Source organism: Elusimicrobiota bacterium, from assembly GCA_026388155.1.
In the GTDB taxonomy this organism is placed as follows: domain Bacteria; phylum Elusimicrobiota; class Elusimicrobia; order Elusimicrobiales; family UBA9959; genus UBA9634.
Genome location: JAPLKI010000001.1, coordinates 57,878 through 74,154, shown reverse-complemented (window position 1 = coordinate 74,154; position 16,277 = coordinate 57,878). Strand labels below are relative to the sequence as shown.

12 protein-coding genes, 1 tRNA gene and 1 pseudogene are annotated in these 16,277 nt (G+C 52.3%); 4 read left to right on the top strand and 10 right to left on the bottom strand.

Features of this window, described 5'->3' with window-relative positions:
• Positions 1-21: 21 nt before the first annotated feature.
• The 9 genes from NTX59_00265 to NTX59_00225 form a co-directional block, all read right to left on the bottom strand.
• Entirely contained in the window at positions 22-1,020 is a 999-nt protein-coding gene (locus NTX59_00265; protein MCX5784103.1) for a tetratricopeptide repeat protein, read from the bottom strand.
• Positions 1,010-2,218 carry a S1 RNA-binding domain-containing protein gene (locus tag NTX59_00260; GenBank protein ID MCX5784102.1) on the bottom strand — a complete coding sequence of 403 codons (1,209 nt, stop codon included), beginning with the start codon at positions 2,216-2,218 and terminating at the stop codon, positions 1,010-1,012. The genes NTX59_00265 and NTX59_00260 overlap by 11 nt, the downstream gene beginning before the upstream one ends.
• Positions 2,219-2,222: 4 nt before the next feature.
• A complete protein-coding gene (locus tag NTX59_00255) occupies positions 2,223-2,822 on the bottom strand; it encodes a lysophospholipid acyltransferase family protein (protein ID MCX5784101.1) in 600 nt (199 codons plus the stop codon).
• Positions 2,823-2,892: 70 nt separating this feature from the next.
• Positions 2,893-3,603, bottom strand: coding sequence for a (d)CMP kinase (gene cmk / locus NTX59_00250; protein MCX5784100.1), 711 nt, complete (start codon positions 3,601-3,603; stop codon positions 2,893-2,895).
• A 16-nt stretch (positions 3,604-3,619) separates the two neighbouring features.
• Entirely contained in the window at positions 3,620-4,339 is a 720-nt protein-coding gene (locus NTX59_00245; protein MCX5784099.1) for a deoxynucleoside kinase, read from the bottom strand.
• Positions 4,340-4,498: 159 nt separating this feature from the next.
• The gene (locus NTX59_00240) at positions 4,499-5,590 is read right to left on the bottom strand and encodes a PilT/PilU family type 4a pilus ATPase (protein MCX5784098.1); all 1,092 of its coding nucleotides are present in this window, start codon (positions 5,588-5,590) and stop codon (positions 4,499-4,501) included.
• 68 nt (positions 5,591-5,658) lie between these two features.
• Positions 5,659-6,801: a cell division protein FtsZ gene (ftsZ, locus tag NTX59_00235; protein ID MCX5784097.1), complete on the bottom strand. Its 1,143-nt coding sequence runs from the start codon at positions 6,799-6,801 to the stop codon at positions 5,659-5,661.
• A gap of 112 nt (positions 6,802-6,913) precedes the next feature.
• A complete protein-coding gene (ftsA, locus tag NTX59_00230) occupies positions 6,914-8,143 on the bottom strand; it encodes a cell division protein FtsA (GenBank protein ID MCX5784096.1) in 1,230 nt (409 codons plus the stop codon).
• A 136-nt stretch (positions 8,144-8,279) separates the two neighbouring features.
• Positions 8,280-9,176 carry a hypothetical protein gene (locus NTX59_00225; protein MCX5784095.1) on the bottom strand — a complete coding sequence of 299 codons (897 nt, stop codon included), beginning with the start codon at positions 9,174-9,176 and terminating at the stop codon, positions 8,280-8,282.
• Between the two features lie 104 nt (positions 9,177-9,280).
• Here NTX59_00225 and NTX59_00220 point away from each other — a divergent pair.
• From NTX59_00220 to NTX59_00210, 3 genes and pseudogenes are all read left to right on the top strand, one after another.
• Positions 9,281-9,352, top strand: a tRNA-Lys gene (locus NTX59_00220).
• Between the two features lie 142 nt (positions 9,353-9,494).
• Positions 9,495-9,590 (top strand): annotated as a pseudogene (locus NTX59_00215) (prepilin-type N-terminal cleavage/methylation domain-containing protein).
• Positions 9,564-9,968: a type IV pilin protein gene (locus NTX59_00210; GenBank protein MCX5784094.1), complete on the top strand. Its 405-nt coding sequence runs from the start codon at positions 9,564-9,566 to the stop codon at positions 9,966-9,968. The pseudogene NTX59_00215 and the gene NTX59_00210 overlap by 27 nt, the downstream one beginning before the upstream one ends.
• Positions 9,969-10,174: 206 nt before the next feature.
• On the opposite strand, the gene NTX59_00205 is transcribed toward NTX59_00210, so the two are convergent.
• A complete protein-coding gene (locus NTX59_00205; protein MCX5784093.1) occupies positions 10,175-12,898 on the bottom strand; it encodes a hypothetical protein in 2,724 nt (907 codons plus the stop codon).
• Between the two features lie 723 nt (positions 12,899-13,621).
• Between NTX59_00205 and NTX59_00200 the strand changes: the two genes are divergently transcribed.
• Positions 13,622-16,129 carry an adenosylcobalamin-dependent ribonucleoside-diphosphate reductase gene (locus tag NTX59_00200; protein ID MCX5784092.1) on the top strand — a complete coding sequence of 836 codons (2,508 nt, stop codon included), beginning with the start codon at positions 13,622-13,624 and terminating at the stop codon, positions 16,127-16,129.
• Positions 16,130-16,277 lie beyond the last annotated feature (148 nt).

Genomic DNA, 16,277 nt, shown 5'->3' with positions numbered 1-16,277 from the left:
ACGGCCGCGGAAAAGTATCCCCTACTTTCTCCTGCTTTCCTGTGTTTTGCGCTGCCTTCTTTCGCTTTCTGCCGCCTTCTGTGCGGCAGCTTTGCGGGCCCTCTCAAGACGTGCCAGGAGCGACTTTGCCTCTTCATGGGCCGGGTTAATTTTTAAAAGCTCACTAAAAGCGGAGAAGGCGCCGTCATTATCCTTGAGTTTCAGGCTTGAATCGCCAAGCAGCCAATAAGCCTGAGCCCGGTCTATAAGGGGCGAATATTCAGCGTTTGCGAGCGTTGATTTTAAACTCGCCGCCGCCTTGGCATAATCTTTAAGGTCATAGGCAATGCGCCCTTCGGTATAAACTGCCCGGAAAGCCGCTTCCCCTCCAAGGCCTTTGAGCGCCAGAAGGGTTTTGGAATAATCCTGATTATTCTTCCAGCGGGCCAGGACAAGATTTTCAAGGACCACGGGGGTTTTGGGATACTTAAGTTCCAAAATCTCATAACCCCGCGCGGCCTCGGGGAAACGGCCGGCGGCGTAATCAAGTTTTGCCAGGCGCATTGAAATTTCAAAATCATCGGGGCGGTTGCGCAGGAACTTGCGATATTCGTCGCCGGCGAAATCATAAAGACCCACACCCTGATACATCACCCCCAGGTAATAAAACAGGCGGTCGTCCGAAAACCCGAGCTGGCGGGCTTTTTCAAAATCTGCTATGGCATCGGGGTAAAACGCGGGGCCCTTTTGGAATTTAAGCAGGCCGGAATTAAAAAGGGCTTTCAGGTCTTCGGGATCGGTCTTCAGGCGCTCCTGGGCGAGCGCGATTTTCCTGTCCAGCCGCTTCTCAAGCGCGGGAGATGTTTGTTCCTCTCTCTGGAACGCCTCACGCTCCAGCCCCCCCCGCCAGGCGCGGGGAACGGCAAGAGCAAAGATAAGAACCGTCAAAAAAAAAACGGAAAGCGCCAGCGGCGCCCTGTAGCGGAGAGGGACTTTATTTACCGCGCCGCGTATAATTTCACGCCATCCCTCATACCTCACCTTCATCCTCCGAATTGTCCAGCAGTATCTGCCCCAGGGTGAGCGTGGGAGAGCCTTTGAGATATTGCTGCATCCTCTTTCGGTCTTCAAGCTCCTCGTGAGAGCGCACGGAAAGCGTAAGCTCGTAGGTGGATGAGTTCACGCCCACGACCACCGCGGTAAGTTCCTGCCCCGCTTTGGGCGCGCCTTCGGAGCCGTACTCCTCCGCGGGGACAAAACCGTCCACCTGCTCCGAGACTTTTACTTTGGCGCCTTCGGGGGCAAGGGCCAGTGTCTTAACGCGCACGACGGACCTGTAACCGAATTTCTTTTTAAGTATATCCACTGGATTCGGCGTAAGCTGTTTTATACCGAAAGAAAGCTTCTCCGTCGCTTTGTCGACCGAGAGCACCTTGCACTTTATGCGCTGGCCGCGTTTGTAGGTTTTAAGAGCTTCGGCCGGATTTTTCCAGGCGGCGTCGGAAAGCCGCACATATCCCTCTATGCCCTGAAACCTCACGAACATCCCCTCGCCGGTAACTTTGGCCACCACCGCGCGCACCACGTGTCCGGCGGTAACAGAACCTATAACTTCGGTCTTGCGGATATTTTCGTCCTCTTCAAGCACCTGGCGCCTGGAAACCACCGCTTTGCGGTCTCTTTCGGAAAAGTCCACGATGTAAAACTTTATCCTGGCGTTCGGCGGGAGATAATGTTTATGGGCGCCTCCGATCTCGGAAAGCGACAGCGGCATGAAAACCCGCAGGCCGGCCAGGTCCACCGCATAGCCGCCCTTTACTATCCCGGTCACGCGGCCTTTCAGCCTTTCCTTGGCCTGAAACATCGTTTTTGCCCAGTTCCAAGCCATTTTCTCCCGGGCTTTCTTGTGGGAAAGCAGGGTGTGACGGCCTTCGCCGCCCTTTTTCTCAAGCACCGCTATTATTTCCGCGCCCACCTGCGGGAGCGATTTTTCGCCTTCAAAGTCGGTCAGCGGGATAATAGCCTCTTTTTTCTCTCCGATGTCCACCAGAACATGCTCAGGGGTTATCTGCACCACTTTCACTTTTACGATGTCCCGGGAATAAATTTTTGAGGTGACTTCGGCTTCAGCCTTCAGGAGCTCATCCATGGACATTTCTTCATCCGCTCCGGATTTAACCTCCTTTTCCGCGGGATTGACGTCCTCATTTATCTGCTGTGGAATTTCATTGGTTTCCATGGGGTTACTGCTCCTTAGTTATTGAAAAAATATCCGACATGAGCGATTTTGAAAATTCTTCGTAAGATTCTCTTGGGGTGGCTCGCGCCAGGGGTTCAAAATGCCTCACATTTCCGAACTTAATTGTTATTTTACCTAATTTTAAGAAATTTTCGGTATTAAAAATTCTCGCGCACAGCACAGGGGCGCCGCTTTTGGCCGCAAGCATGGCGGCGCCAAGCTTGGGCACAAGAGGCCTGCCCGGCCTCGCACGCGTACCTTCCGGGAAAACCACAAGACAACCGCCGCCATTGAGCGCCTTGAGGCCCGCCCTGAACGCGCCCAGGTCGCCGCCGCCGCGCCGCCTGTCTACCGGAATAGCTCCCCAGCTTTTGAATAGCGCGCCCAGCGGAGGAAAAGCAAAAAGCTCTTTTTTAGCGAGCATGCTTATCTTTCGCGCAAGCGCCACGTGGGCACCCAGGGCGGGAGGATCGGCGTTTGAAACATGATTGGCCACTATTATAAGCGGGCCGCCGCGCGGTATTTTCTCCAGTCCGGATATTTTTATGGAATTGAAAATCCGGAAATAGAGTCTTATAAAGAAAAAAACGACGTTTATGCCCACTTGGTTTGTTCCTGTTTTAAGGCGGTAATCAGTTGCCGGTTAACTGCGGTATTCGGTATTCAGTAACTGGTTACTGATCACTGTTTTTAGCGGCTTTCTCGATGGCGCTGCGGCAAAGCTTTACGATTTCCTCCACCGCCTGGGCGCGCGTGATGCGGGTGGAATCAAGATAAAAACCGTCTTCGGCTTTTTTAAGCGGATTGTTCTTGCGCTGTGAATCCTGAGCGTCCCGCTTTATTATGAAGTCAAGAATTTGCGCATACTCGGCCCGGAGCCCCTGCTCGCTCAACTGCCGGAAACGCCGTTCGGCACGGGCTTCCGGAGAAGCGTCAAGGTAAATTTTAAGCTCCGCGTCGGGAAAAACGTTGGTTCCGATGTCACGGCCTTCCATGACAAGTCCGCCTTCAGCCCCGGCGCCTCGCTGCATATCGCGCATAAAACCGCGCACGCGGCCGAGCAGCGCAAGAGCGCTTGTGGCCTTGCCCACGCTTTCAGTGGTTATCTCGCGGGTCAGCGCGCGGCCGTCAATGGAAACCAGCAGTTCGGACCCCGTGCCGCGTGCAAAACCCCACTTCAGTTTTCCCGCAAGATCCATCAGAGCGTCTTCATCAGCCAGATCAAGGCCGGCTTGAAGCGCTTTCCAGGCAAGCGCCCTATACATCTTACCGGTACTCAAAAAACCATACTTCAGGCGTTCAGCCACCATCCTGCCGACGGTGGACTTTCCCACTCCCGCCGGGCCGTCTATGGCCACAATAATGCCGTTTTTCCGCTTTGACATTTGGGAGCCTTGAGAGTTACTTAGCCACCGGCACCTTATTTGGAAGGTTTTCCTTGTTTTCCATGCCAAGCTTACGCAGCGGGCGCACCCATTTGGTGAAATTTGAGGGTTTAAGCGAATATTCATGCACCAGGCGCGCAACCTCGCTTATGGGATGGTAAGTCTCCCAGTTAAGCCGCAATATACGCACGCCGGCGTCTTCCATTTCGTCCACGAACTGGTAATAATTGTCCTGCAGGCTCCGCAGGTATTCCGGCGTTATGGTACGCTCCATCTCGCGCCCGCGCGACTTGATGCGCGCTATCGAAGTTTCCACCCGGCAGTCAAGGAAGATCATCAGCTGCGGGAACACCAACTCGCGCAAAACCATGTTGTCGAAAAGGTCAAGGTAGGTGTTGTAATCCATGTCGGTTATTATCTTATCCGGGTGCTGGTTGAGCATGCGCGCGAAGATAGTGTCTTCCCATATTGTCCTGTCCTGCACCACTCCGCGGATCTTGCCAAGGCTTATGCGCGAAACGAATTCCCTGTGCTGGCGGAAGCGGTGATTTAAAAGCCAGATCTGCATGATGGTGCCGTACTGCTTCATGTCGTCGTAGAATTTCTGAAGGTAGGGATTGCCGCCCACCTCTTCAAGCACCGGCTCAAAATTAAGCGCCTTGGCCAGTTCCATGGTCAGCGTCGACTTGCCTACGCCGATAATTCCCGCGATGCCGATATAGCCTTCAGCGAACATAGTTGCCTTCCTTATGAAACAAAATGAAAATTTTCCGCCATACGCCGTAGGCCGTACGCCATAAGCTTTTAAGGAGTTCCTTAACTGGCCTATGACCTATGGCTTACGGCCTATGGCACGGCTGGAACAGCCGTATGACTTATGGCAGGCCGCCGTGGTCTACCTTCCCTTGCTTTCCATCTCCTGCTCTATGCCTTTTATGGCAAGCAGCACATCGTCGGGGTTGGAGGCGGCCTGCATTATGTCCTCAAGCTTTGCCAGGCCCGCTTTGTGCAGTTTGACCAACGACTGGTTAAAACTCTGCATACCGTAAAATGCGCCCTTGGGGATGGCCTGGTTTATACCATCCATGTTATTTTCAGCCAGCAGCTTTTTTATATGGGGCGTGGCGCACATCACCTCAACGGCCGGGATGCGGCCGCCGTTTGAGCATGGCAACAGCCGCTGCGAAATAACGCCTTTAAGCGTTTCCGACAACTGCATCCGCACCTGTGTCTGCTGATGCGTGGGGAATATGTCTATTATCCTTGAAAGCGTCTGCACGGCGTTTAAGGTATGAAGAGTGGCAAACACCAGATGCCCGGTTTCAGCCGCGGTAATTGCCGCCTGCGTGGTTTCCAGATCGCGCATTTCCCCCACCAGTATAACGTCCGGATCCTGGCGAAGCGCCGCGCGCAGCGCATCGACAAAAGAAGTGGTATCGGCGCCCAGTTCCCGCTGGCTGATAATGCACTTTTTTTCCGTGAACACGAATTCTATCGGGTCCTCTACGGTTATAATATGGCTTTCCCACTTCTGATTTAAATACTCTATCATGGCGGCAAGCGTTGAGGTTTTGCCGGAGCCGGTTATGCCGGTGACCAGAATAAGCCCGCGCTCGCTGGTAAGCAGCTTCTTCAGGGACTCAACCGGCAGGCGCAGTTCTTCAAAAGTCGGAATTTGGCGCGGGATATGCCTTATCGCCACGCAGACCTTGCCTTTCTGCACAAAAACATTAAAACGGAAGCGTCCTATTTCCCCGCCGTCAACAGAAAAATCCGCCTCGTGCTTTTCGTTGAAAATGGATTTGAGCCGCTGGTTCATGAGCGGGAAGATCATGGCTTCGACTTCTTTGCCTGTCATGGCGGAGGCATTTATCGGAGTGATAGTGCCGTTGATACGCAGACAAACGGGGGCGTCGCTGCGGACGTGCGTGTCGCTCGCTTTGTTTTGCACCATCACTTTTAAGAGCATATCCAGCGTTATTGCCATTGAATTTTCCTTAGGGGGCGCTGAAAAAGTTTACTAAAAATAACTTTCCGGCGGTAAAACCAGCGCCCCTACTTCAGCCTTTTTGAACCGGCCTTCCGCCTGAGAAAAGCGGGTTTTTCCATATCTTCCGCGAACTGCGAGGAGACCTGCTCTGGAACGGCGGAAAAATCGTCCGAACTATAATCCCTGATTTTACTGCGGGGACGCCTGGACAGATCCGATATTAAATCGTTTTTCTTTGCCGGAAAGCCGGTGGCGATAACGGTTATTTTCAACTCATCGCCCATCTCTTCATCGTATGCCTGGCCGTATTTCATAAAAACATCGGGATTAACAGATTTCATGATGTAATCCATGGCCTCGCTGATTTCCGACAGAAGCACATTCCTTGAGCTGGTGAAGTTGACCAGCAGGCCCTTGGCACCGTCAATAACCGCGTTTTCAAGCATGGGGGAATTTATGGCCTTGGCCGCGGCGTCCGTGTGTCGCGAGGGTCCTGAGGCGCGCCCTATGCCTATAAGGGCCTCGCCCGATTTGGTCATTATTTTTCTCACATCCGCAAAATCCACATTAAGATCGCCGGCCTTGGTTATAAGGTCTGAAATGCCCTGTATAGCCTGGCGCAGAACATCGTCAGCCAGGCGGTAGGCCTCGTTTGTGGTAGTTTTGCGGTCCACTATTTCCAGCATCCTCTGGTTGGGAATTACAAGCAGACAGTCCACATACTTGCGCAATTCGTGAATGCCGGCCTGCGCCTGGGCGGCTCTCACGGCGCCTTCAAAGTCAAAAGGTTTTGTAACCACGCCTATAACCAGCGCCTTCGTATTGTCTTTGGCCACTTCCGCCACCACCGGCGCGCCGCCGGTGCCGGTACCGCCGCCCATGCCGGCCGTTATAAAAATAAGTTCCGAATCGGCGACAGTTTCCTTTATAGTATCCACGGACTCAAGCGCGGCTTCACGGCCCCGCAAAGGGTCTCCGCCCACCCCAAGGCCCTTGGTAAGGTTTTCGCCTATCTGTATACGGTTTGAGGCTTTGCTGCGCCGCAAATCCTGGGCGTCGGTGTTAAGCGCCACAAACTCCACCTGGCGCACATCGGCTTCCACCATGCGGTTGACGGCGTTGCCGCCTCCGCCGCCCACTCCGATAACTTTTATGCGGGCTTCCCTTTCGTTCAACTCCCCGCTGTAGCGTATTCTCGTTTCTGTCATATAAAAATTATAGCGAATAGCGAACAGTAAGATAGCGAATAGTGGGAACCGGGAGAACCCTGCTATTTACTATTCGCTATTTGCTTTCTTACTATTTGCTTGCTACCTCAGCCTAAAACAGGTCCTTCAGCCAGCGCCACGCCCTTTTTTCAAGCGACACTCTGGCCGCGCCGGGCGTGTCGGTGTTCCAGGTTTTCAGGTTGGGATAGCAAACAAGCCCCAAGGCGCCCAGGTAAGGCTGGGTTGAGTATTGCGGCGGACACTCAAGGATCGGCTGCACCGGAGCGCCCAGCCGCGACTGCTTCAGGTCAAGCAGCTGTTCCGCCGCCGAACTCATGCCTTTTAAAAGCGCGGAACCGCCGGTAAGGATGGCCCCCCCCGGAAGGTCGGAATAATTCGAATTCTGAACAGCGGCGTTCACCCTTTCGTAAATTTCCTCGGCCCGCGGCTGGATAAAATCAAGCAGGTCGCGCGGCTTCACTTCTTTTTTGGTCACGGAGTCCAGACCGGTGATTGTTATGGTTTTATCATCCTCAACAAGATTCGAGAGCACGGCGCCGTACTTCTCCTTTATCTCCTGGGCAATGGCCATCGTGGTGCCAAGGCCGTAGGCAATGTCGCGGGTTATATAGTCGCCGCCGGAGGATATCTCTTTTGAAAAATGCACGCTTCCCTCGTAATAAATGCCGGCCGAGGTGGTTTGACCGCCGATGTCTATAAGCAGGCAGCCCAGGTCTTTTTCCTCGCTTGAAACCACAAGCTCCCCCACCGCGAGCAGCGTGTATATGGTATCGACCACGCGGAAGCCCGCCTGCGACACTGACTTCATCAGGTTGTTTATGTGGGAACTCGATGCGGTTACTATGTGCACGCCCACTTCCAGAAGAGAGCCTTCCATTCCCACCGGATTAGGCACTCCGCGCTGGCGGTCGAGAGAGAAGCCCTGCGGGATCACATGAAGTATTTCCCTGTCGGAGGAAATGGGAACGGCTTTGGCGGTTTCTATGACGTTCGACACGTCTTCGGCCGTTATTTCACGGTCGGTGCGCGCTATATTATAGGCGCCGCGGTTATTGAAAGATTGTATGTGCGCTCCCCTCACACCCAGGTAAACCTCGCCCACTATTTCCTTGGCCTTTTCCTCCGCTTCCTCCATAACATCCGCGACAGCGCGGGCGGTTTCCGAAATATTGACAACCACCCCGCCTTTCAGGCCTTTGCATGCCACCGAGGCGCCGGAGAGAACCCGTATTTTGTCGTCCTCAGGATTACGTGCGGCAATAACGCAGGTAACCCGGCTTGAACCCATATCAAGCCCGGCTATAATCTCTGATTTTCCCATATTAAGCTCCAATACCTGCCCCGCTCTTTTGGCTCTACATCGGGCCCAAAAGGGCTGGGCCCGCGCAGGTGCCGTAAGGGCCTATGGCTTTCAGACGGCCAGAAGCCCGGTCTATAAATGAGATATAAAAATCTTGTTATTGCGCCGTCCGCGGTCTGGAAACAAAAATCCTGCCTTCTTTGAAAAATCTTAAATCCACACTGACAGGAAACTTTAACTTTAAGGAAACATCCTTCAAGACCTCGTTCAATCTTAATATTTTTAAGCGCGTGAATTCAAATTCTCCCCATAGCACTTCGCAGCCGTTCTCAAGGAACAGCCTGCAAAACTTTTCCCGCGGCCGGTATTCAAGGCGCGTCGGAGGGCTGGAAAAATTTTTACGCAAAAGGCCTATATCCCCGATAAAACCGGATAATGCCGGCAAAGCCCCATCCTCAAAACTGTCATCCCGGCGATTCCGGCCTGCCCCGCTCTTTTGTATCTGCGTCGGGACCAAAAGGGCGGGATTTCCAATACCCTCAAACTGCCCGTAAATTTCAGTCCGCAAGCCGGTTTCAGCCACCTTTGAGAAATTTTCCGTCAACAGCCTTCCGCTTTCAGACAGATAAGCTGTGGTCCCTCCGGGAAGGAACACAGGCGATACCACCGGCTCAAGGCGCACCGTGACAAACGCGCCTCCGCTAAAAAAATTACGCCTGACTAAAACGTCGCGCACCGCCGTGTGGTGGTTTTTGATCTCAAGAGCCAAAAGGGAGCAATCCGCCGATGAAAGCGGCCGGCCCTGCCTGGCTAGAAAAAGCCCTCGCGCGTATTCATTAATGGAAGGTACGGGACAATCCAGTTTCAGCTCTTTGAGCCGGAACGAAAAAAACGCGCCCGGGGAAAAACCTGAAACGACCCCGAATGACTTGAAACCGCCATAAACCGCAAGCGCGGCAGCAAGCGCAAGTCCAAGAAACAGTCGGGAGCGTTTAAGGAGCTGTTTACGCACCTTGCCCCTGAAACGCACTTTATAGCGCCTGTTTACCGGCATGCCTACATTATATTCTATTTCGGTTCCTTCAAGCTAAAATTGATGCGGAATTTGCAACGGTAGTTTATTTTTGTATAATCTAGCGGTCGTTTAGGTTGTTTTGGGCGCCCGTAGCTCAGGGGTAGAGCATTCGCCTTTTAAGCGAGTGGTCGCGCGTTCGAATCGCGCCGGGCGCACGAACTTCATTGAAAATCACATAAGGTTCACTCAAAATAGCGTGATATGCTATACTTTCATACGAGCCGGAGTGAATTAGTGATACCGGCCCGCTCCGCATTAGGCGGGCTGTCCGCGGCTAAGTTGAACGGAGGGGTATATATGAAAAATAAAAATAGGGCGGGTTTCACGTTAATAGAACTTCTGGTAGTCGTGCTCATCATCGGTATTCTGGCTTCCATCGCCATACCCCAGTATTTTAAAGTGGTCGAAAAATCAAGGGTGGCTGAACCTCAGAATATATTTTCAAGCATTGCCTCGGCCGAGGAACGGGCTATGGCAAGGAACGGCCAATACACCAATGACTTTAACCTGCTTGACCTGACTCTTAAAAACACCTCCGGCACGGACTGCACCGGAACGGCCGCCTGCGCGATGAAATATTTCAGCTACACCATACCGTCGGCCACGAACGTCACATTTACAATTACAGCCACCAGGAACTCCGGGGGCACCGCACCAGCGATACCCGCAAGGTATTCAGGCGGCTATACGATAAGCTACACCGTGCCCGGCAACTCTTTATCCTGCGGCGGAGCGGGCGCAGCCAACTGCACCATTGACCTTATAAACTAAGAAGTTTTTTGATCAATAATAAAACCCGTCCCCCGAGCTTCGGGGGACGGGTTTTTTCTATGCCTTATTGATATCGGAAAATTGGCAGACGCCCCCTTCCCGACTTTTAGGGGACGCCGCATGGCGGTTTCCCCTCCTACGCGTGCCCCGCCTTTTCGGTCCCAATATATATTCAAATAGAGCGGGGTGTGTGTTAATTTTTCGGGTTATTGATTCCCCCGTGATTTCAGCTCTTCCTGAAGCTGTTCCACAAGCTTTTTGCTTTTCTCGTACTCCATGCTAATCTGCTTCATTTTATCGAATTCCGCCGCAAGCGTTTTAAATTCGGCGTCTTTGGCTTTTAAGGCGGAATTTACACCCTGGACCTCATTTTCCAACGCGCTTCTCCTGGTCCTCTCTTCATCGTAATTGTTCTTTGCCCTTTCATAATTATTCTTTGCCCTTTCAAAGTTTTTAGCCAGGTCCTGGGCCGCGCCCCTTAATTGCTCCGCCACCACGTCCTTTTCGTTCAGGGCGTCGCGAAGCGCCGCTATTTCTCTGGCGAACGATTTCTCTTTTTCCGTAAAATCTTTCCCCAGTATATCCCGAATGACGCCGGCTTGTTTTTTTTCTTCCTCCAGAGTCCTGAAAAACTCCTCCTTAAGAGCGATTATTTCCTCGTCTTTCTTCGCGACAGAAGCCCGCCAGAATTCCATTTCCTTTTTGACGGAATCGGCCTGCTTTTCGCTGGCGGCTTTCTGCTCTTCCGCGTTCTTAAGCTTGAGCATCATGTCGCTGATCTTCTTCTCGTCATCGCTGACAAAGATCTCAAAGTTCGACTTGAGCGTTTCGGATTGATATTTCAGCTCCCGGCATTCCTTCTCTTTGGCGGAGAATTTATCGGACAAAACCGCTATTTCATCCGCGGCGTTCCTTTTTGCCTGAGCCAGGTCCGCCTGCAGCGAGTTGAGCTTCGTCTGCCTTTCCTCGGATAGTTTTTTCAAGGCCTCGGTTTTCGGCAGGCTATCGGCAAGCTTGGAGCGGAAATCTTCGAGCGTGCGGCGGTATTCGGCTTCCTGAACTTCATGCGCCCGCTTGAAAGCCTCGAATTCCTGATCCGCTTCCGACAAGGCCGTCTGTTTTTCATCGCAGGCGCGACGCAAATTTTCCTTAAGTCTGGCCGCTTCCCGGTCTTTTTCAGCCAGCTGCTCGTCGTAATATTTTTCCTTCTCGGTGTATATCCTGGTGAGCTTCTCGTGTTCAAGAAGCACCATTTCTTCCCGTTCAATTTTTAAAGCTTCAATATTGCCTCTAAGCTGGGACAGTTTTTTTTCGGTGAATTTCCTTTCCTCGGCAAAATTCTGGGCCTGGGCGTCAAGCTCCGCCTTGCGGACTGCGGAAGATTCGGTAAGGGCGGCGGCGCGCTCTGAGTCATGGACGGACTTGAGCTGCACCCTGAGCGTCTGCAGGTCAGCCTCGCGTTTTTCGCCAAGGGCGTCGAGCTCACGGCGAAGCGCGGTTATTGAGCTTTGCAGGCCGGCTTTATCGCGCGAGACCTCTTCCACATCCTTCCTTAGATGGGCTATCTCCTCGATTTTCATGCGCAGGCTGTCTTCGTAAATGCGGCCGCCGGTTTCGATCTCGCTTCGAAGCGCGGCAATGTGTTTTTCCACCTCAACTTTAAGCCGCACCTCATACTCGGACTGCAGCTGTTTCTCGCGGAAAGAGTTTTCCTCAGCTTTCAGGCTTAACTGGGTCTGCAGTTGTTCCACTTTCTGCACTGCCGACTCGCGGTCAGTCTGCATGGTTTTCATGGTTTGCTCAAAGATTTTAAGGTTGCGCGCCAGGTAATCTATTTCTTCCTGGCGTTTTTTGAGTTCCTGCTTATAGTTTAGGTCAACCTCGCCCAGCTTCTCCGCTAACCGGTTGCGTTCGTGCTCAACCGCTATTTTAAGACGCTTGGGAATTTCCATTTCCATGTCGCGGTAATGGCTCTTTTCGGTTTCAAGAGCCGCGGTCAGCCGCGAAATCCTGCCATCAGAATCTTCACGCCGGTTTTTCTTCTCTATTTCAAGCGTTTTTATGACGCCCTCAAGGCTTGCGAGGGCGTCCTTATAGCGTTCAAGATCCTGGTCGCGCCTGCGCACGGCCTCGGGCAGATCCTTGAGCTGTTTATCAACAAGGGCGAGCTTAATCCTGTAGTCCTCTATTTCCTGGTTTTTCTCCAGCAGTTTTTTATCTATTTCGAGGTCTTTCTGTTTCAGCGCCTTTTCGCGCTCGTCCACCTCTTTCTGCCAGCTGTCACGGCTCCACTTGAAAACAGCCTCCTGCTTTTTCAGCTCCAACGCCGCGGCGGCCTCGCGCTTTTCGAACTCTTCCAGCCGCGTACTGTAGACTTTTTCCTGCGCGGCTTTGCCCAATTCAGCCTCTTCTCCTATTTTTTTCCTTTCGCTTTCAAGCCTGGCCGAATAGAGTTTTTCGAACTCCTGCTGCTTAGACACCTGTTCCTGGCGCAGCTGCCAAAGTTCCGACTCAACCTGCGACCAGCGGACGCGGAGCTCTTCGGATTTTTTCTGGTAATCGTCAAGCATTTTGTTTTCTTTCTGCTTCAGGATCTCTTCCTGTTTAGAAAGCTTATCCACCAGTTCTTTTTCACGCTCGTTAAGGCGTTCAAGCTTTGAGCGGAATTGGTATTCAAGCGAATCCTGCTTTGATTTCATCTCCTCATCATGACTGCGCAGGATTTTCTCAATTTCGGCGTTTTTGGATTTAAGCTGGTTCTCAAGGAAAGCCGACTGGCTGGCCCGATCCTGCAGATTCTGACGATTTTTCAGCCCCTCTTCTTGCAGGACGCGGATTTTATCAAGCGACCAGCGCAGGGCCAGGCGCGCGGTTTCCACGTCGTTTATGGTCTGCTCGTTAAGGGAATTTTCATCAAATTTTTCATTCATAGAATTCTCCGTTTCCGCCGGTGACTCTGGCCTGTCGCGGGCCTTTGGCGCGGTCCGCGACTGAGGCGGACCCGCCGGTTTGTTTGGCGGGCAACTCAACTTGTCGGAACTACATATTCAATTATAGGTATCTGCCGCTAACTTAATGTTAATATTCAGTTAAATATATGTTGCGCGCGATACCCCGGCGGTTTTGATAACCCGCCGCCTGCTTATTTGCCGAAGGCCCCGCACTTTGGCGGGACCCCTTCCGGCAGATTAATCCACAGCGCCTCCGGCCTGTTCCGCCTTAGGCGGATTGTCCGCGACCGGCGGACATCGCATGGCGGTTTTCCCTGCCTTTCTGAAAAAGTGCGGGGCGGGCGGGGTAATTGTACTAAATTCGCCTTTTTGGGAATTGTTTCAGCCGGCGGGAGGTCCTTATTCCTGCTGAAATTTAACGCGAATTCTCTCTTCCGGAATTGCGCTTTTTCCCCTGCCGCCCGGGGATTTACCGCGAGAAACCGGGAATAGCCGCGGTCTCCGCTTTTTAATGCATGGCTTTTCATTCCCGGCTTTACACCTCCCTATTTGCCGCTGCCGTCTTAAAATTTGACAAACGATTGAAGGATTGATAGATTAGAGTTAATTCCAAACTTTTTAGTTCAGGGTTCCGCAAGTCCAACCTTTAGAACTTTCCTAAAAAGACGGGGATAAATACAAAACCGGGGAGTCTCAAGCGACATGAAAACAATGACAATGGAAAAAAGAAAAATAGCGCTCAGCGAAAACCAGTCCAAGGTGATAAAGGACAAGTACCTGCGGGACGAAAACACCGTTGAGGAGCTTTTTGAGCGCGTTTCGCACAACATCTCTCTTTCGGAAATAATTTTCAATCCTGAAGCGGAAAAATGGGGCGCCTTTGAGGGAGTGCGCTGCCGCATAATGGAAACCAATACTGACGGAAATCCCACACGCACCATCCTTTTTCACGACGGGCTGTTTGAATGCTCGGAGCGGGAAGAGAACTTCCTTAAATTTATTTCAAACCTTGAAAAAATACACAAAAACATAACTCCGGCCAAAGAAGCGGCTCTCCGCTGGCAGACCGAATTTTACAACATGATGGCGGATTTTGATTTCCTGCCGAATTCCCCGACCCTTATGAACGCGGGCCGCGATCTGCAGCAGCTCTCGGCCTGCTATGTGCTCCCTGTGCCGGACTCCATGGAGGGCATTGCAAAGGCGCTTACCGCACAAAGCCTGATACAGAAATCAGGCGGCGGCACGGGGTTCTCGTTTTGCCGCGTCCGGCCGAAGGGCGACGTTGTAAAAAAGACGAACGGCGTAGCCTCAGGCGCTATCTCTTTTATGAAGCTCTTTGACAAGCTTACCGATGTGGTAAAGCAGGGCGGCACGCGGCGCGGCGCGAACATGGGCATACTGCCCTATTGGCACCCGGAGATAAAAGACTTCATCACCGTAAAGTCGCAGCCCGGCGTGATGGAAAATTTCAACATTTCCGTGGCGCTTGACGACAAATTCATGAAAGCGGTGGAAACCAATTCTTCTTATGATCTGATCAACCCGCACACCAAAGAGGCGGCAGGATCGTTGAAGGCGCGCGAGGTGTTCAACACGCTGGTTGAATCCGCCTGGACGAGCGGCGACCCCGGCATAGTTTTCATAGATAAGATAAACGAAACGAACTCAAATCCCACCCCGGCGCTGGGACAGATAGAAAGCACGAATCCATGCGGCGAACAGCCATTGTTGCCCTGGGAATCGTGCAACCTGGGGTCCATAAATCTGGCCAACTTCGTTACCGGAGATATAACGCGCGGACAGCTTGATTACGAACGGCTGGGAAACACTGTTTCAAAAGCTATACGTTTTCTGGACAACGTCATAGAGATAAACAATTATCCTCTGCCCGAAATCGAAAAGATAGCCAGGGGCAACCGCAAAATAGGCCTCGGCGTAATGGGCTGGGCTGAAACCGCCGTAAAACTGGGCGTTGCCTACGACAGCCCCGAAGGCCTTAAAAAAGCGGAGGAGGTAATGAAGTTTATTAATGACAAATCCCTTGAAGCTTCCGAGGAACTGGCCAGGGAACGAGGCGTTTTCCAAAACTGGAAAGGCTCCATTTACGATGCGGAGAGCAAATATTTCAAAGGCGTGGCCGCAAAACCAAGAAACGCCTCGCGCACTACTATAGCGCCCACAGGCACCATAGCTATAGCGGCCGGCCTGCAGGGCTCGGGCATAGAGCCTTTCTTTGCCGTGGCCTATACCCGCTACAACGCCAAAGCCCTTGAAGCCATAAAGAGCGGCAAGGACGCCGAAGCCAAGGATACTTTTTTCGAGGTTAACCCCTTGTTCAAGAAGATAGCGGAGAAGAACGACTATTTCGGCATGGAAGAAAAAGCTCTTTGGAAAAAGGTGGATTCAAACCATAAAGCGGTCAGGGGAATACCGGAAATCCCGAAAAACATACAGGACTTATTTCCCACCGCTCATGATGTATCCGTAGAATATCATGTAAAAATTCAGGCGGCTTTCCAAAAACACATAGACAATGCCGTCTCAAAAACCATTAACATGCCCACAAGCGCCCTGGTGGAGGATGTGCGGAACTGTTATCTGCTGGCTCATAAACTGGGCTGCAAGGGCCTGACGGTTTACCGCGACGGCTGCAAATCGCAGCAGGTTTTAAATATCGGCTCCACCCTGCCCCAGGCAAAAAGCAAAAAGAAAAAAATACCGTACCAGTCTTTCGGCGTGTCGTCCGAGTATTTTCAGCTGAAAACCGGCTACGGACCCCTGCACATACATATAAACTATAACGAGCACGGCCCCTACCAGGTGTTTACCAACATCCCCCCGCTCGGGACCGAAATAAGCGGCCTTACCGCCCTCATAGGTATTTTGCTTTCAAAATATCTTACTGAAGGCGGCGACCCGATAAAGGTAATAAAGCATCTTAACTCGGTTAAGGGCGACAGGCCGATGGGGCTGGGAGAGAACCGCATTAACTCCATCGCGCACGGCATAGCCATCGCGCTCAGGAGCCACTTAAAGCGGACCGGCATGCTGGCCTCCGACCAGGACATTAACGGACAGGAAAAGCTGGAGCTGTGGGAAATCACGCGCACCCAGTACTGCCCGAAATGCTATTCTTCAAACGTGTCGTATGAATCAGGCTGTTCCGGCCCCACCTGCCATGACTGCGGCTATTCGGAGTGTTCTTAACGGCAGCGAATAGCGAATAAGGAACCCCGCCTCAACCGCGGGGTTTCTTGTTTTTGACTTTCCGAAGAACTCAACCACCGGTCCCTATTCGCTTTTCGCTATCCCCTGTTTTTTTACTATACTGTCTATATTCGGATGTTAACTTCCG